This window comes from Sphingomonas sp. MMS12-HWE2-04, assembly GCF_044881185.1.
GTDB lineage: Bacteria > Pseudomonadota > Alphaproteobacteria > Sphingomonadales > Sphingomonadaceae > Sphingomonas.
In genome coordinates this window covers 1,163,146-1,180,913 of sequence record NZ_CP173254.1, presented here as the reverse complement: position 1 = coordinate 1,180,913, position 17,768 = coordinate 1,163,146, and the positions used below count along the sequence as shown (strand labels likewise).

Annotated in this window: 9 protein-coding genes, 1 tRNA gene and 1 pseudogene; 8 read left to right on the top strand and 3 right to left on the bottom strand. The window is 67.3% G+C overall.

The window, feature by feature from the left end; genetic code table 11:
- Nucleotides 1-74: 74 nt before the first annotated feature.
- Nucleotides 75-1,472, top strand: coding sequence for a short-chain fatty acyl-CoA regulator family protein (locus AB2M62_RS05240; protein ID WP_404338309.1), 1,398 nt, complete (start codon nucleotides 75-77; stop codon nucleotides 1,470-1,472).
- A gap of 5 nt (nucleotides 1,473-1,477) precedes the next feature.
- Here AB2M62_RS05240 and AB2M62_RS05235 read toward each other — a convergent pair whose 3' ends face one another.
- Nucleotides 1,478-1,702: a hypothetical protein gene (locus AB2M62_RS05235; RefSeq protein WP_404338308.1), complete on the bottom strand. Its 225-nt coding sequence runs from the start codon at nucleotides 1,700-1,702 to the stop codon at nucleotides 1,478-1,480.
- A gap of 98 nt (nucleotides 1,703-1,800) precedes the next feature.
- Here AB2M62_RS05235 and AB2M62_RS05230 point away from each other — a divergent pair, with 98 nt between their 5' ends.
- Nucleotides 1,801-2,571 (top strand): class II aldolase/adducin family protein, encoded by a 771-nt coding sequence (locus tag AB2M62_RS05230; protein WP_404338307.1) that lies wholly within the window; start codon nucleotides 1,801-1,803, stop codon nucleotides 2,569-2,571.
- A gap of 70 nt (nucleotides 2,572-2,641) precedes the next feature.
- Here the strand turns inward: AB2M62_RS05230 and AB2M62_RS05225 are convergent, their stop codons facing one another.
- Nucleotides 2,642-3,442, bottom strand: coding sequence for a DODA-type extradiol aromatic ring-opening family dioxygenase (locus AB2M62_RS05225; RefSeq protein WP_404338306.1), 801 nt, complete (start codon nucleotides 3,440-3,442; stop codon nucleotides 2,642-2,644).
- 114 nt (nucleotides 3,443-3,556) lie between these two features.
- Here AB2M62_RS05225 and AB2M62_RS05220 point away from each other — a divergent pair, with 114 nt between their 5' ends.
- From AB2M62_RS05220 to AB2M62_RS05200, 5 genes are all read left to right on the top strand, one after another.
- Nucleotides 3,557-4,096, top strand: a complete 540-nt coding sequence (locus AB2M62_RS05220) for a (2Fe-2S)-binding protein (RefSeq protein WP_404338305.1) — start codon at nucleotides 3,557-3,559, stop codon at nucleotides 4,094-4,096.
- A gap of 113 nt (nucleotides 4,097-4,209) precedes the next feature.
- Nucleotides 4,210-5,169 carry an RcnB family protein gene (locus AB2M62_RS05215; protein ID WP_404338304.1) on the top strand — a complete coding sequence of 320 codons (960 nt, stop codon included), beginning with the start codon at nucleotides 4,210-4,212 and terminating at the stop codon, nucleotides 5,167-5,169.
- A 70-nt stretch (nucleotides 5,170-5,239) separates the two neighbouring features.
- Complete coding sequence (locus AB2M62_RS05210) at nucleotides 5,240-5,968, top strand: 2OG-Fe(II) oxygenase (RefSeq protein WP_404338303.1); 729 nt, start codon at nucleotides 5,240-5,242, stop codon at nucleotides 5,966-5,968.
- Between the two features lie 38 nt (nucleotides 5,969-6,006).
- Nucleotides 6,007-7,770, top strand: coding sequence for a single-stranded-DNA-specific exonuclease RecJ (gene recJ, locus AB2M62_RS05205; RefSeq protein WP_404338302.1), 1,764 nt, complete (start codon nucleotides 6,007-6,009; stop codon nucleotides 7,768-7,770).
- Between the two features lie 89 nt (nucleotides 7,771-7,859).
- A tRNA-Glu gene (locus tag AB2M62_RS05200) sits at nucleotides 7,860-7,934 on the top strand.
- 233 nt (nucleotides 7,935-8,167) lie between these two features.
- Here the strand turns inward: AB2M62_RS05200 and AB2M62_RS05195 are convergent.
- A pseudogene (locus AB2M62_RS05195) lies at nucleotides 8,168-8,497 on the bottom strand (molybdopterin cofactor-binding domain-containing protein); the annotation flags it as partial.
- 65 nt (nucleotides 8,498-8,562) lie between these two features.
- On the opposite strand from AB2M62_RS05195, the gene AB2M62_RS05190 reads away from it, so the two are divergent.
- Nucleotides 8,563-17,658 (top strand): autotransporter-associated beta strand repeat-containing protein, encoded by a 9,096-nt coding sequence (locus AB2M62_RS05190; protein WP_404338301.1) that lies wholly within the window; start codon nucleotides 8,563-8,565, stop codon nucleotides 17,656-17,658.
- Nucleotides 17,659-17,768 lie beyond the last annotated feature (110 nt).

Sequence of the window (17,768 nt, the reverse complement as noted above, 5' to 3'; positions counted from 1 at the left end):
ACAGGGCACGCTCCCCCGCGCAAATGCAATGTTGTAAAGTTGCAGCTGACAGGTTTGCAGACTATGGCGATGCGATGCCCACGCCTCGCCGCCGCCTGTTCGAGGGCTTCCGCCTGCGCGACCTGCGCCGCCGCCTTGGGCTCAGCCAGGCGGCGATGGCGGCGCGGCTCGGCATCTCGGTGCCCTATCTCTCGCAGATCGAGAATAACGACCGCCCGATCACCGATCTCGTGCTCGTCGCGCTCGCCCGAAGCTTTCCCGGCGAGGAAGCCGCATTCGGCAGTGGCGGCGAGGCGGCGGCGCTGCTCCGCACGCTCGATGCCTCGGGCGACACCAGCGTGCCGCAAGACCGGCTCGACGAGGCGCATGTCCGCCGCGCCGTCGAGCAGCAGCCGTTGCTCGCGCGCCGCCTCGTCGCAGTGCACGACGCCTATCGCCGCAGCCTCGAGCAGCTTCGCGTCCTCGACGACCGCTTCGACACCGGCTCGAGCGAAGCGGCGCCGCTGCCCTGGGAGGAAGTGCGCGACTGGTTTCAGGCCGAGGGCAATTATATCGACGCGATCGACTGCGCCGCCGAGGCGCTTGCCGTCACGCTGGACGGCGCGCCCGCGCTAGAAGCGCGCCTGCACGACCGCCACGGCATCCGCACCCAGGCGCTTGATGGCGACGGCAGCGAGCTCAGCCGCTTCGATGCGTCCGCGCGCACGCTCGCGCTGCACCGCGGCCTGCCGCCCGAAAGCCGTGCCTTCCTGCTCGCCCACCGCCTCGTTCGCCACGAATTCGCCGAAGAGATGCGCGCGGTGATCGCCGGCGCGGGGCTGGCGAGCGCCGCCTCGCGCGAGCTGCTGTCGGTCGGCCTCGCCAATTATGCCGCCGGCGCGCTGCTGATGCCGTACGAGGCGTTCCGCGCCGCCGCCCGCGCCGTGCGTCATGACGTCGATCGCCTGCGCCAGCGCTTCGGGGTGAGCTTCGAGCAGGCGTGCCATCGGCTCTCCACGCTCCAGCGCCCCGGCGCGGCGGGCCTGCCGCTGTTCTTCTGCCGCGTCGACATGGCCGGCAACATCACCAAGCGGCACTCGGCCACGCGGCTCCAGTTCGCCGCGCTGGGCGGCGCCTGCCCGCTCTGGGTGGTGCATGAGGCAGTGGCGATCCCCGATCGCATCCTCGTCCAGCTCGCCGAGATGCCCGACGGCACGCGCTACGTCTCGATGGCGAAGGGGCTGGTCAAGCCCTCGGGCAGCTATGCCCGCCCGCCGCGACGCTATGCCGTGGCCCTGGGTTGCGAAGAGGCGCACGCCGCCGACTTCGTCTACGCCGACGATCTCCGCCTCGGCGGCGCCGCCACGCCGATCGGGGCATCGTGCCGGATCTGCCCGCGTGCCGATTGCGACCAGCGCGCCTTCCCGCCCGCCGGATCGGTCATCGCGATCGATTCGGATCGCCGCAGCGTGGTGCCCTACGCGTTCAGCTGAGCGGCTCAGCCAGCGTCGGCATCGCCTTCTCCTTCGATATTGCGCGAACGCGTGCCGACATGTCCGCCCAGCGCGCTGTCCTGCGCGCGATCGGCCATGCTCGGCACCTCGTCGCCTTCGCGAAGATGGTCCGCGACCCCGAAGACTTCGTCGGGGAGCTCCTTATGCGGGCCGCGGCCATCCAGGCTGCGCGAGCGGCCTTCGTGCATGCGGCGATCGTCATGGGCCATGGTCTTTCTCCTTTGCGCATCAACCGCCGAAGCCGCGGCCGGTTGCCCGAAACCGCGCATGCGTGGCATATTGCAACCAAAGCATAAGGAGAGGACCAATGGCCACCGCGCTCCAGCAGGACAGCAACAGCCTCGGCGTGTCCGCCGCCGAATGGGAGGCGCGCCAGCAGCTCGCCGCCTGCTACCGCGTGTTCGATCACCTCGGCTGGTCGGAGATGATCTACAACCACATCACGCTCAAGGTGCCGGGCGAGGAAGGCGCCTTCCTGATCAACCCGTTCGGGCTGCATTTCAGCGAAGTGAAGGCGTCGAACCTCGTCAAGATCGATATCGACGGCAACAAGCTTTCCGAGAGCCCGTACGGCGTCAACCGCGCCGGGTTCGTCCAGCATGCGCTGTTCCATCGCCATTTGCCCGACGCGCACTGCATTGCCCACACCCACACCACCGCCGGCATGGCGGTTTCGTCGGTCCAGGGCGGTCTGCTCCCGGTGAATTTCTACGCCTGCAATTTCGCCGGCCAAATCGCCTATCACGATTTCGAGGGCGTCACCGTGCGCGATGAGGAAGGCGAGCGTCTGCTCGCCAATCTCGGCGACAAGCGCATCATGCTGCTCCGCAACCACGGCATCCTGGTGATGGGCCGCACCGTGCCGGAAGCGTTCATCAAGCACTGGGCGCTCCAGCGCGCCTGCGAGATCCAGATCGCCACCGCGAGCATGGGCGAACCGCTGCTCGTTCCCGACGAAGTCGTCGCCGTCCACCAACGCGATCTTCACATCGCGCAGGTGCCCGGCGGTCCCGGCGCTGCGGACTTCGCCGCCATGGTCCGGCTGGTCGATCGCACCGACCGGAGCTGGCGGGACTAGGGCCGGGTGGAGACGGCGGCCCTGTATCCCAATGCGCCGCCCAAGCCGGGATGCGGCCCGCGCAGCAGCCTTACCCGAAGCGGAACCCGCTCACCGCCCAGCCCATCACATAGTCGCGATAGTCGCATACGGCCGGCCCCTCCCCGCCCGCGCCGAGCGCCACCATCAGCGGCAGCAGATGCTCCTCGCGCGGGTGGGCGAAATGGGCATGCGGCAGCGCGTCCCATGCCGCCACGCGCTCGGCACGCCGTGCCGGATCGGCGTCGGTGACCGCGTCGACCAGCGCCGCGTCCCATTCGTCCGCCACCGGCGTCACCTGCGGCCCGCGGGCACGCAGATTGTGGAAGCTCATGCCCGATCCGACGATGAGCACGCCTTCGTCACGCAGCGGCGCCAAAGCGCGGCCGATCGCGATATGTGCGGCCGGATCGAGGTCCTTGCGCAGCGACAGCTGGACCAGCGGGATGTCCGCGCCCGGCACTGCGACCATCATCGGAATGAACACGCCGTGATCCCAGCCGCGCGCGTGCTCCTCGCCCACCGGGAAGCCGGCGCCTTCGAGCAGCGCCTTCGTCCGCGCCGCGATCTCGGGCGACCCCGGCGCGTCCCAACGCAGCTTGTAGGTGTGCTCGGGAAAGCCATAATAGTCGAACAGCAGCGGCTGGCCGTTTCCGGCATGGACCGTCACCTCGTCCTCCTCCCAATGGCCGGAAATGAGCAGGACTGCCTTGGGCCGCTCGGGAAGCGTGTCGATCCGGCCGGCGAGATAGGCCTGCATGCTCCGCCACATCGGATCGGCAGGGCCGCCTTTGGGATCCATGAAGAAGCAGGGGCCGCCGCCGTGCGGGATGAAGAGTGCGGGAAGTGTCATGCGACGAATGTCGTGCCGGTTCTGCGACGGCGCAACGTCCGTTTTGGGAAACGCCGTGTTTCATCCACGGAGCCCGGGGTGACGGAAGCCGCAAATTCTCGCTAAGCTGGCGCGATGACTCGCTTCACCGTCAACAATCAGCCGGTCGAGTATAAGATGGATCCGCGTACCCCGCTGCTATGGGCGCTGCGCGATGCCTCGAACCTCACCGGCACCAAATATGGCTGCGGCACCGGCGATTGCGGCGCGTGCACGGTCGATGTCGATGGCGGGGTCCGCCTCGCCTGCCAGGAGACGATCGGCGCGCTGGAGGGCACCTTCGTCACCACGATCGAGGGCTTGCCCAAGGACCGCAGCAATCCGGTCCAGCAGGCGCTGCTCGCCGCCAACGTGCCGCAATGCGGCTATTGCATCCCCGGAATCGTGATGGCCGCCACCGTGCTGCTGCGGACCAATCGCAATCCTTCCGAAGACGATATCAAGGCAGGGATCCCCAATATCTGCCGCTGCGGCATCTATCCGCGGCTACTCGGTGCGATCACCGAGGCGGCACGCCTCGCACGGGGAGATGCCGGACTTATTCCGCAAACACCCGACGAAGCACCCGAGCCGGCAGCCGCTGCCGACACGGCCGCACCTCAAGGCCAAAACTGAATCCTTTCAATCGGCTGTCACCCGAATTCAGCATGCGGACAGACGGGCCGGACTAAAAGCGAGACCATCGGAGAGCCGGCGTCTTGCCGGTGTCCCCGCGGAGAGTGTGGGAAATGAAGAAGACCTTGCTCGTGGCAGTGATCGCCGCAACGGCCCTGATCCCGCCGGCAGCACTTGCGCAGGAGCGCGGCGGTCGCTGGGGCGGTCGCGGTGGCCAGTCGGACGGCGCCAGCCAGCAGCGCCAATCCGCGCCCCAGGATCGCGGGTCGTGGCGCCAGTCGAACGGCGGCCAGCAGACCCAGTCGGTCCCTGCCCCGCAGCAGCAGCCGCAGCGCCAGTGGAATGGCGGGAATCGCGGCGGCGGCCAATGGAACGGCGGCAATCGCGGGGGCCAGTGGAATGGCGGCCAGCAGTCGCGCGGCGATTGGGGCCAGCGCGGCCAGGGTCAGCTGCCACAGGCGCAGCAGGCCCAGGCGGTTCCGCAGCAGTCGCGCGGCGATTGGAACGGCAATCGCGGCCAGCAATTCCGTGGCGACCGTAACCAATGGAATGGCGGTCAGGGTGCGCAGCGGCCGCGTGGCGATCGTAACCAGTGGAATAGCGGCAGCCAGAGCCCGCAGCAGTTCCGCGGCGACCGCAGCCCGTATCGTGGCGATGCAAACCGCGGCGATCGAGGCGGCCAGTGGAACCGCGGCAATCGCGACTGGAACGGCAGTTCGGGCTGGAATTGCGACAACGGCTATCGCGGCGACCGCGGCGGCCAGTGGAACAACCGCTGGCGCAACGACGGCCGCTATGACTGGCGGGGCTACCGCAACGGCAATCGCAGCCTCTATCGCCTGCCGCGTTATTACGCGCCGTCGGGCTGGGGCTATGGCTATCGCCGCTTCGGGATCGGCTACACGCTGAGCGAGATGCTGTTCGCTCCGCAATATTGGATCAACGATCCGTTCTACTACCGCCTGCCCGAAGCCTATGGGCCGTATCGCTGGGTGCGCTACTATAACGACGCGCTTCTCGTCGATGTGGACACCGGCGAAGTGGTCGATGTGATCAACGACATTTTCTGGTAAGCAAGTCAGGGGCTCGGCGGAAACGCTGGGCCCCTTGCTTTTCGCCGCCGTGCGCGCGATTTCGCCGGAGGTGAGCAAGCAAACAGGCAAGATTTCGGGCGGCCCCTCGCCGCTACGCGCAAAGATCGGCCGCGACGTCGCGGCGCGGCTCGACGCCAACCCGGGCGTCAAGCGCGCCAGGGTCGATGCAGCGCAGATGTACACTTACGAAAACTTTCTCAGCGACACCGAGTGCGACGCATTGATGGCGCTGGTCGACGCAAACTCGCGTCCCTCGACACTGCTCGCGATGAGCGACGATCCCGAATACCGCACCAGCGACAGCTCGGACCTCCATCGCTGGTCCGCCGAGGTGCTGGCGATCGACACGCGCATCGCCGACCTGCTCGGCATGCCGCATGAAAATGCCGAGACGCTCCAGGGCCAGCGCTACGCCGTCGACCAGCAATTCCGCGCCCATTGTGACTATTTCCACGAAAGCAGCGCCTATTGGCCGCGGATGAAGGAAACCGGCGGCCAGCGCACCTGGACCGCGATGGCGTATCTCAACAATGTTCCCGAAGGCGGCGCCACCTGGTTCCCGCGCGCCGGCATCCGCTTCAAGCCCAAGCGCGGGATGCTGGTGATCTGGAACAACATGCTCCCAGACGGCACGCCCAATTACGATACGATCCACGAGGGCATGCGCGTGCTCGAAGGCACCAAATACATTGTCACCAAATGGTTTCGCGAAGGCGCCTGGCTGCGCGAGGCGATCACCACTTATGTGTCCCAGGGCAAGGACGCGCCGGCCGCCTGAGGCTCGACTTCCGTCTTCGTCGCGGCCAAGGTCGCCCGATGTCCTCCTTGCTCAATATCGATCGGTCGATCCTCGGCCAGCCCTGGCGCTGGCGCGGGCTGGCGGCGGATGCGCGCGATCCCGGCTTCGCGCCGGACGATCTCGTCACCCAGCTCCTGCTCACTCGCGGCTGCCCCCGCGAAGCGCTCGACGACCATCGCGCGCCCAGCATCCGCGCGTTCATGCCCGACCCCTCGATCTTCAACGATATGGACAAGGCCGCCGATCGCATGGCCGACGCCGTCGAGCAGCGCCAGAACGTGGCGATCTTCGGCGACTATGACGTCGACGGTGCCACCTCCGCCGCGCTGCTGATCCTGCTGCTGCGCGATCTCGGGGTCGAGGCGCGTCCCTATATTCCCGATCGCCTGATGGAGGGCTATGGTCCTTCGGGCGAGGCGCTGGTCCGCCTCCATGCCGAGGGCGCGCAGCTCATCGTCACCGTCGATTGCGGCGCCCAGGCGTTCGAGGCGCTGGCAATGGCCAAGGCCGCCGGTGCCGAAGTCATCGTCTGCGATCACCATAAGTGCGCCGCCGAGCTTCCCGAGGCGCTCGCGCTGATCAATCCCAACCGGCTCGACGAAGGCGAAGGCGCGGCGCACGGCCATCTCGCCGCAGTCGGCGTCGCCTTCCTGCTCGGCGCCGCGCTGATCCGCACGCTGCGCGCCCGCGGCTATTTCGCGTCGCGGCCCGAGCCACGCCTGCTCGATCTGCTCGATCTCGTCGCGCTCGGCACCGTCGCGGATGTCGCTTCGCTCAAGGGCCTCAACCGAGCCTTTGTCGCTCAGGGCCTCAAGGTGATGGCACAGCGCCGCAACATCGGCATGAATGCGCTGATCGAGGCATCCCGCCTCACCCGCGCACCGAGCTGCACCGATCTCGGCTTCGCGCTGGGCCCGCGGATCAACGCCGGCGGCCGCGTCGGCCGTTCGGATCTCGGCGTGCGCCTGCTCACCACGCGCGATCCCGATGAGGCGCGCGCGATCGCTGCGGAGCTCGACCTGCTCAACGAAGAGCGCCGCGCGATCGAGGCCGAGGTTCAGCTCGCCGCCGAGGCGCTGTGCGAGCGCCAGGCCAATCGCGCCGTGACGATCGTCGCCCAGCGCGGCTGGCATGCCGGCGTGATCGGCATCGTCTCGGGCCGGCTCAAGGAGAAGTTCGGTCGCCCGGCAATCGTAATCGCGCTGGATGAGGACGGAATCGGCAAAGGCTCGGGCCGCTCGATCCCCGGCGTCGACCTAGGCGCAGCAATCCTCGCGGCAAAGGACGCCGGCCTGCTCCACGCGGGTGGAGGACACGCCATGGCCTGCGGCGTGACGATCGCCGAAGATCAATTGGACGCATTCGCCGCCTTCCTCGAGGAACGGCTGGCCGAGCGCATCGCGGTGGCGATGGGCGAGCGCGCCTTGCTGCTCGATGCGGTGCTCACCGCCGGCGGCGTCTCCCCCGACCTTGTCAACGCAATGGATGCGGGCGGTCCCTATGGCATGGGCTGGCCAGCGCCAAGGGTCGTCGCCGGCCCGGTCTCGGTGATCAAGGCCGATATCGTCGGCAAGGGCCATGTTCGTGCGATCGTCGCCGGCGATGACGGCCGCAGCCTCAAGGCCGTCGCCTTCCGCCAGGCCGAGACCGAACTCGGCGCCGCGCTCCTCTCCGCCCCGCGCCACCGCAAGCTGTGGCTTGCCGGCCGCGCCAGGATCGACGACTGGGGCGCCCGCCCCGCCGCCGAGCTCCACATCGAGGATGCGGCCTGGGCAGACTGATCTTTTTCGCGCTTGACAGCGAGTTTGCACGCAACCCGGGTTGACCGGCAGCCAAACCTTGCCTAACCGGCGCTTCCACGCTCCGGCATGGCCCCTTCGTCTAGCGGTTAGGACGCGGCCCTTTCACGGCTGAAGCACGGGTTCGATTCCCGTAGGGGTCACCAAGCATTGAAAATCCTCACTTTTTGATGCGGTGAGCCGGAGCGTTTGCCCCCGGCAATGAGATAATTTTGCCCCCGATCATGCGCTCGGCAGCGCCCCGAGCCACCATCAAGGCTCGCGCGCGCTTCCCGTAATCGCGCACGATCTCGGGAGACATGCCGAGCATTTCCCTGATTTGCTGGTCGTTCAGGCCGCATTCGACTAGATTGCAGCACGAATTCTTGCGCAGGCTGTGGACCGTGTCCTGGTGCGGGATATCGGCATGGACCGGCACTTCATATCCGGCGAGATCGTGGTTGACGAAGAAGCCGAAGCGCTTGTCGACCGCCAGTTCCTTTATCAATGCCGCGCCAGCGCGCATCACTATCCCGTCAATGATCTGGCTGCGCGCAGTGATCGCATTGAGGATGCGCCCGGCGTCGTACACCGCAAGCATGCGGCGGATGCGAACCTCACTGGTGTAGGCATCGACCGCAACTTCGCAGCAATGCGCGCCGAAGGTCTGGCGATCGGGCTTTTGCGCGAACTCGCCATATCCCATCTTGTCCTCGGCGGTAATCGGGCCGCGCCATAATATATTAACTTAGCTTCGTAATGCGTTCTCTGTTGAAGCCAAATGGGGGAATTCAATTGGTCGGTATTGCCAGCTCGTCTGCGATTAGCAGCGAGTCCAACGGTCGTTCGCATGGTCTCAATCGGCTGATCCGGCGCCATCTCTCGGCGACAGCACTGATCGGGGGCCTGGCCGCGACGATCCTTCTCGCGGTGCCAGCTGTAGCGCAGGACACGCATGGCGGTCGAGGCGGACAGGGCAATTCCGGCGGATCACCGGCGGGCGGCACGAGCAGTTCCACCGGCGCGGGCGGCGCGGGCGGCGTGACCAGCGAGAGCTATGAAGGCGCGGGCGGCGGCGGTGCCGGCGTGACCGGAGGTGCCGGCGGCAACGCCTCCGATGGCAGCGCGGGCGGCACCGGCGGCGCGACGGCGGGCGCATCGGGCGGCGACGGTGTCGGCGGCGGGATCGGCAGCCGGGCGAGCGGCGGAGGCGGCGGCGCGCATGGAGCCGTGCTGTCCGGCGCGCCGGGCACCGCGGTTACCGGCGGCAAGGGCGGCAATGGCGGTGGTTCGAGCGACGGCGATGGCGGCGGCGGCGGCGCTGGCGGCTATGGCGCAGTCTCGACCGGCACCGGGACGATCTTCTTCAACAACGCGATCACCGCCGGCAATGGCGGCAATGGCGGCTATGGCTATTTCTACGGCGGCAGCGGCGGCGATGGCGGCATCGGCCTGCTGCTCACAGGCACCGGCGCCACCGTCTCGATCAGCGGCGCAGTCACCGGCGGCAATGGCGGCGCGGCAGGCAACTTCGTCGCCTCCGGCTGCTGCGCCAATGGCAGCAACGGTGCCGGCGGTATCGGCCTGATCGGCAGCAACGTGGCCATCGTTCTCCACGCCACCGTCGGCGGCGGTCTAGGTGGCGATGGCGTGTCCCGCGCCCTCGCGATGCGACTGGGAGGCACCAACCAGATCGCGCTTGCCAGCGGCTGGGGCTTGGTCGGCGGGATCGAGATCGCCGGCACCAGCCTCGAATTCGTACAGGGTAACGACCAGGTGCTGTCCAACGACATTCTGGGTGTGGGCAGGCTGATCAAGAGCAGCATCGGCAACCTGACGCTAAGCGGCAATAACAGCTACGCGGGGGGCACGGAGATCCGCGGCGGCACGCTCACCATGGGCAGCGCCAATGCGCTGAGCACTGGCGACATTACGCTCAACGGCGGCACGCTCGACATTGGCAACCAGACCCTGAACCTGAGCCGCGCGATCAGAGGAACAGGGACGGTCAGTGCGTCCGGCAGCGGCGTGCTGGCCATCAGTCCCGGCGCGTCGGTCACCTTCGGCAGCGCCGGCGGCGCGATCACCTCCAACCTTCCCCTCAGTGTCGGCAGCACGAGCACACTGACCCTGTTAGGCAACAACAATCTGACCGGCGGCATCGCCCTCTCCGGCCGGATGACGATCGGCGAGAGCGGCGCGGCAGGTGGCTCGGGCAATACGATCACCAGTTCCGGCGCGGTGATCAACTATATCAGCAATGTGACCAGCGCGGCAGCGATACTGCTCTCCGCCGACCCTACCAGGCTCGCCGTGCTCGGCACCGGCGTCGCGACTCAGAGCGGAGTGATCTCGTCGAGCGCGGGCACGCACGGGATCGAAAAGATCGGCACAGGCGCGCTGATCCTGAGCGCGACCAATAGCTATACCGGGGCAACAATCGTCACTGCGGGTACGCTTGGCCTTGCTGTGGACGGCGCGGCGGGCACCGGGACGATCCAGCTGGCGAACGGCACGACGCTGCTCAACGCATCGTGCGGCTGCACGACGCTCACGCTCGCCAACGCGATCCAGATCGCGTCGGGCAGCACGGCAACGTTCGACACTGGTGGGTATCAGACGCTGCTCGCGGGCAACATCACCGGCGGCAACCTTGTCTTCGCCGACACCCTCGGTGGCAGCACCACCTATCTCACCGGCACCAACAGCTATGGCACCACGCGTGTCACCGGCGGCGCCACGCTGATGGTCGGCAACGGGGGCACAACCGGCACGCTGGGCTCCGGCACGATCACCGTGGATGCACTCGGCATGCTCGCCTTCAACCGCTCGGACACGGTGACGCTCGCCACCGCAGTTACCGGCGACGGCTTTCTCGGCCAGTTCGGCAGTGGCACGCTGATCCTCGCCGCGAATAACAGCTACACCGGCCGCACCATTCTCCAAAATCCCGCCGGCACGCTGCAGGTGGGCGCCGGCGGCACCACCGGATCGCTCGGCAGTGGTTCGGTCGTCATGGCCGGCGGCACGCTGGTCTTCAATCGTTCGGACGACCTCACCTTCGCCGGCAGCATTGCGGGCAACGGGACCGTCACCAAGCTCGGCGCGGGCACACTGACGCTGAGCGGCGACAGTCTCAACGGTGTCTCCGGCCCCTATACCGGCACCTTTTCCGTCCAGGCCGGCACGCTGGCCGTGAACCAGTTCGGCCTCGGCGCCAGCCAATTGGTCGAGATCGACAATGGCGCGGCGCTGAAGGCACTCGAGAACAGCTATGCCGGCGACGTCGCGATCCTGTCCGGCGGCGGCACGATCGATACCGACGGCTATACCTTCGATGTGATCGGCGCGCTCGACCTCCAGGGCGAACTGACCAAGACCGGATCGGGCACGCTGCTGCTCGAAGACCTCAACGGGGAAGGCAAAGGCGCCGGCGGGATCAACGTCACCGCGGGCACGCTCGGCCTGGGAAGCGACTTCGCCGCCGGTACCGGCCTGATCAAGCTGGCGAACGGGACCACGCTGCTCAATGCGAGTTGCGGCTGCTCCGGCACGCTCGCTATCGACAACGCCATTCAGGTCGCGCCGGGCGGCACGGCCACCTTCGACGGCGGCGGCAAGAACACCAACCTCAATGGCGCGATCAGCGGCGGCGCCGTCCACTTCACCACCAGCATCTCCGCGCCCTTCGCCGGCAGCATCTTCCGGCTCAACGGCGCGAACAGCTATGGCGAGACGCTGATCGGCCCGAATGTCGCGTTGATCGTTCATGACGGCACGCTGGGCACCGGCAATGTCACCTTCGACGCCGCCGCATCGGACCCGACCACGCCGGCCTCGCTCGTCTTCCAGAACGCCACCGATTACAGCTACGCTGGCCAGATCATCGGCGCCGGCCTCGTCAGCGTCGAATCCGATCCGGCCAGTTCGGTCACGCTGTCCAGCTCGAACAGCGCGACTGCCAATTTCACCGGCGCTGTGGACGTGATCAGCGGCAGGCTGGTGGTCAACGGCAGCTTCGGCGACGTGTTGGCTGACACCGCTAGGATGACGCTCGACGGCGGCACGCTGGGCGGGAGCGGGACCTTCCATGGCAGCGTGACCATCGGCAATGCCGCGCTCAATCCCGGCAACAGCCCGGGTACGCTCGCCATCGCCGGAAACCTGAGCCTCGGCAGCGGGACGATCCTCAATTACGAGCTCGGCGCGCCGGGCACGGTGGGCGGTGCCAGCAACGACCTGGTCACGGTCGGCGGCAATCTGACGCTCGACGGCACGCTCAACACGGTCGGGTCGGGGGCCGGCTATGGCCCGGGCTATTACCGCCTGCTCAACTATGGCGGGTCGCTGACCGATAACGGTCTCGACATCGGCTCGATCGCCGACGGCCTGTCGGCGCAGGTGCTTACCAATGTCGGGGGGCAGGTGAACCTGCGCCTGGGCGGCGCGCAGGCCGTGCAATACTGGGACGGCGCCGACATGGGCTCGACCGTCGGCGTTACCGGCGGCGCGGGCACCTGGAACGGCAGCGGCACCAACTGGACCAGCCCGACCGGCTACGCGATCAACGACAGCTGGGAGAGCCAGGTCGGTGTGTTCGCGGGAAACGCCGGCGGCACCGTAACCGTGGTGGGCACGCAGAGTTTCCAGGAACTGCGCTTCGAGACCGATGGCTATGTGCTGCGCCCGATCAATTCCAGCGCACGGCTGAATACGAGCGGTGGCTTTTCGATCGTCGACATCGCGAGCGGCATTACCGCCGATATCGGCGTGGTGATCCAGGGCGGCGCAGGGATCGACAAGACCGGCAACGGCACGCTGATCCTCTCGGCGCGCAACGCCTATAGTGGCGCGACGGATATCGCTGCGGGCACGCTGCGGCTGGGTATCGACAACGCGCTCGCCGACCCGACTGCCCTGACCATCTCGTCAGGCGCCACGCTCGACCTCAACGGTTTCTCAACTCATATCGGCTCGCTTGCCGGCACCGGCATCGTGACGCTCGGCAGCGGCCGGCTCGACACCGGCTACAATAACAGCTCTACCATCTTCGGCGGCACGATAACGGGCGCCGACGGCGGCACCTCCGCCTTCACCAAGAATGGCAGCGGCACGCTGACCGTGAGCGGCTCCATCGCCCTGGGCAATGGCGGCGGCGTCCCGAGTTCCTTCGCCCAGGTCAATGCCGGCACGCTGCAGGTCGGCGGCACCGGCAGCCTGAGCGCGGATCTGATCCAGAATTTCTCGACGATCGAGAATAGCGGCACGATCACCGCGTACTCCACGCTCCACAACTTCAGCACGCTGACCAACAACGTCAGCGGCGTGATCGAAGGCGGCATCCAGAATTTCAGCGTCCTCGGCAATTACGGCGCGATAGGGTCCCTGACATCGCTGGGCGGCACCGCGACCAATTACGGTACCGGCGTAATCAACGGCAACGTCCAGACCTTTGCCAACTTCATCAGCACCGGCATCATCAACGGTTCGATCAGCAACTTCTCCACGGCGCTGATCGAGAACCAGGTCAATGGCGAAGTGGGCAACTTCCAGAGCGGCGCGACCGTCACGCTTACCGGCACAGTGACCGGCATCACCAATTACCAGGGCGCGACAGGCTCGCTGCTCGACCTGGCCGGCTTCGACACGACGATCGGCGGGCTTAACGGCGGCGGCGACATCCAGTTGGGCGGCGCCACGCTTACCGTGGACAACGCCCTCGACGCCTCGTTCAACGGCGGGATATCGGGCAGCGGCGGGCTGACCAAGACCGGCGCGGGCACGCTCACGCTGGGCGGTGCCAGCACCTATGGCGGCACCACCGTCATCACCGGCGGCGCGCTGATACTTGCCGAAGGCGCGACGCTCGGCGGCGGCGCAATTTCGAACAGCGCAACGCTCGCCTTTGACAGCATTGCCGACCGCAGCTTCGGCAACATGATCACCGGCAATACCGGAATCGTCGTCAAGTCCGGGAGCGGCCTGCTCAGCCTGACCGGCACCAACAGCTATGGCGGCGGCACGCAGGTCCAGGCCGGTACGCTGGGCTTCGACAACAACTCCGCGCTGGGCAGCGGCCAGGTGCAGCTTGCCGACGGCACCGCGCTGCGCAACCACGGCGGCACGGTGGCATTGGCGAATGCCATCACGGTTATCGGTGACGCTGCCACGCTTGAAGGCGTTGGCGGATCGAGCACCGTGCTGAACGGCGCGATCAGTGGCGGCGATGTCCGCTTCGCGGTTTCGGGCCCGGGCACGGCGAGTTTCACGCTGGGCGGCGCCAACAGCTATGGCGCGACCGCGATCGGCAGCGGTGCTACGCTCAATATCGCAGAAGGAACGCCGGGAAGCGGCGCCGTGACGCTCGAATCCACAGGCTCGACGCTCAACTTCGCCAATGGCGGCAACTATACCTATGCTGGCGTGATCTCGGGCAATGGCCAGATCGGCGTGAACGTCTCCACAGGCGCTACGTTGACCCTGTCGGCCTCGAATAGCGCAACGCAGAACTTCACGGGCTCGGTGACCGTCAGCAGCGGCCGGCTCGCGCTTAACGGCGATTTCGGTGACGTTGTCGCAAACAATGCCAACCTGACGCTCGACGGTGGCGTGCTCGGTGGCAGCGGCACGTTCCATGGCAATGTCAGCTTCGGCAATGCCTCGCTCAATCCGGGCAACAGCCCCGGCACCCTCGACATCGCCGGCAACCTGACGCTGGGGGCGGCCACCACCCTCAACTATGAGCTGAGCCAGCCCGGTGTGGTTGGCGGCGGCGTCAACGATCTGGTCAATGTCGGCGGGGATCTGACGCTCGACGGCACGCTCAACGTGACTGCACTCGCCGGCTTCGGTGAAGGCTATTACCGGCTGTTCAACTATGGCGGATCGCTGACAAACAACGGTTTGAACCTCGGCGCGCTGCCCGCAGGCTATACGCCGACCTTGCGCACCAACATCGCGGGCCAGGTGAACATCCTATTCTCCAGCAGCCCCCAGGCGATCCAATATTGGGATGGCAGCGACCTGGCCGGCGGGTCCACCGCCACGGGCGGCGATGGGGGCGCTGGCATCTGGAGCGGCACCAGCACCAACTGGACCGCACCGACCGGCTATGGCGTCAACGACAGCTGGCGCAGCCAGGTCGCGGTGTTCGGCGGTGCCTCGGGTGGCGCGGTGACCGTGCAGGGAATACAGGCTTTCCAGGAGCTGCGCTTCACCACAGGCGGCTATACGATCACGGCGGCGGCCGCGGCTGACGGGTTGTCGACGACGGGCGGCTTCTCCGTGGTCGATGTCTCCACCGGCCTGGGCGCCACGATCAACGCTACTATCTCCGGCACTGGTGGACTGACCAAGACCGGCACCGGCACGCTCAGCCTGGGCGGGGGGAACAGCTATACCGGCACTACCACGGTCTCGGCAGGGGCGCTCAATCTGCTCGCCGGCGCCTCGATCGCCGGCAGCGTAGTCAACCAGGCGAGCTTCGCTAATGCCGGCACCGTGACCGGCGCGGTGCAGAACGACGGGACCTTCACCAATAGCGGCACCGTGGCCGGCGTGGTCCAGAACAACGCCACGCTCACCAGCACCGGTGCGCTTGCCGGCGGGCTGAACAACAACGGCACAGCATTGCTTGCAGGCACCGTCGGCACCGGCCTCGCCAATAACGGCGCTGTCACCTTCAGCGGTGCCGCGACGGTCACGACCCTGCAACAGGGCACCGGCGGCAGCTTCAACCTCGCCGGCTTCGGCGTGTCGCTCGGCGCGCTTAGCGGTTCGGGTGCGGTAACCCTGGGCAACGGCGCGCTCAGCGTGGGCGCGAGCAATGGCAATTCGTCCTTTGGCGGCACGATCGCGGGCGCCGGCAGCCTGACCAAGAACGGCACCGGCACGCTGATGCTCACCGGGGCAGCGACGCACACCGGCGGCACGACGATCGCTGGCGGGACATTACAAATCGGCAACGGCGGCACCACCGGCTCGCTCTCTGGCGCGCTCGCCAACAATGGCATCCTCGCGATCAGCCGCAGCGATGCGGTGACGCTTGCCAATGCAATCTCCGGCAACGGCGGCTTCGTCCAGGCGGGCACGGGCACCACCACGCTGACCGGCGCGAACAGCTATTCCGGCGGCACGCTGGTCTCGACCGGCCGCCTGCGCGGCGACACCGCGTCGCTCCAGGGCGATATCCGGATCGACGGTGCGCTGGAGTTCGCCCAGGCGGGCGCCGGGACCTATGCCGGCAGCCTCTCCGGCACGGGCCTGTTCGACAAGACCGGAACCGGCACGCTGAACGTCACCGGGAGCAGCGCGACCTTCGCCGGCGCCACCAATCTGCTCTCCGGCGGACTCGCGCTCAACGGCCTGCTTTCGCGCTCGGTCATCACGGTGGGCAACAGCGCGACGTTGAGCGGCACCGGCACGGCGGGCGGCGTCGTCCTGCAGAGCGGTGCGACGATCGCGCCGGGCAACAGCGTCGGCACCTTCAACGTCGCGGGCAATTTCCAGTTCATGACCGGCTCGCTCTACCTCTCCGAGGTCCAGGCCGGCGGCGCGGACCGGATCCAGGCCACCGGCACGGCCCAGCTGGCCGGCACGCTGCAGGTGATCAATCTGGGTGGCAATTACGGCATAAACAGCAGCTTCGTGCTCCTCCACGCCGATGGCGGGTTGAGCGGCACCTTTGCTACCACCGACCTTGCCAGCTTCGGCTTGGCCTATCGCCCGAAGATCATTTACACTGCGAACGAGGTGCAGTTGCTGCTCGCGGCCAATCAGCTCTCCGCCGTGCTCGGCACCGGCGTGCCGCTGACCTACAACCAGACAAGCACGATTGCGCGACTGGACGCCGCCGTCGTCACTGGCGGCTATGATCCGACGCCGCTCAGCGCGCTCTACAGCCTGGCGCCGACAGCGATCCCCGCGGCGCTCGATCAGCTCTCGGGCGAAATCTATGCCGATGCCACGCGTGCAGCGCTGGAAGACGAGCGGGTGGTGCGTGAAGCGGCGATCGGGCGGCTCGCCGAAGCTGCCGATCTTGGCCTTGTCGGTAATGGCAGCTGGGGCCAGGCGATCGGCAGTTGGGGGAGCGTCGACGCGGACGGAAACGTCGCCGGCTATGACGTGAACCGCACCGGCTTCCTGATGGGCATCGATGCGGGCGATGCGACCGAGGAAGGGTCGTGGCGCGCCGGCGTGCTGGGGCAATATACCCGCATCACCGTGCCCGCCTCCGCCCGCGGCAGCCGCGCGACGATCGACCGGACGGGCGGCGGCTTCTATGCCGGCGCGGCACTCGGCGGCCTGCGCATCCGCACCGGCGCGACGCTGTCGGTGCTCGACCTGAAGGCACGGCGCACGATCGCAGTGCCGGGGTTCGACACCAGCGAGCGCGGCAAGACGAGCGGCGTGATGCTCCAGACCTTCGCCGAGCTCAGCTATCGGATCGAGGCTGGTGCACATGGGTTCGTCGAGCCCTATCTGGCCGGCAGCGTCAGCCGGGTCAGCTTCGGCCGCTTCGCCGAGAAACCGGACCCCGTGGCGCTGATGGTCCACCGCCAGAAGAACGTGCTCGGCATCGCCGAACTGGGCGTGCGCGGCGAAGTTCCGCTGGTCGGCGGCGACAAGGGCGGTATCCTTCTGGGCGGCAATATCGGCCTGCGCACTGCCTTTGGCGACCGCATCGCAAACCCGCTCATCGCGCTGACGGCGGCGCCGGATCAGGCGTTCAACATGCATTCGGCGGAGATCGACCGGTTCGCCGCGGCGGCGAACCTCAACCTCAGCGCAGACCTTAGCGACACGCTGAGCCTGCGCATCGGTTACACCGGCGTGCTGGGCGGCAATGCCCGCGAACATGGCGCGCGCGCGACGTTTAAATTGAGTTTCTGAATTTCTCACCAGATTGCACCGCTCGGGTGGCTGACTCTCCAGATGGCTACCGCGCGAGGCCGCATCGGGGAGGCGGCATGGGATGTCTGAAATGGAGTCCGATTGATCGG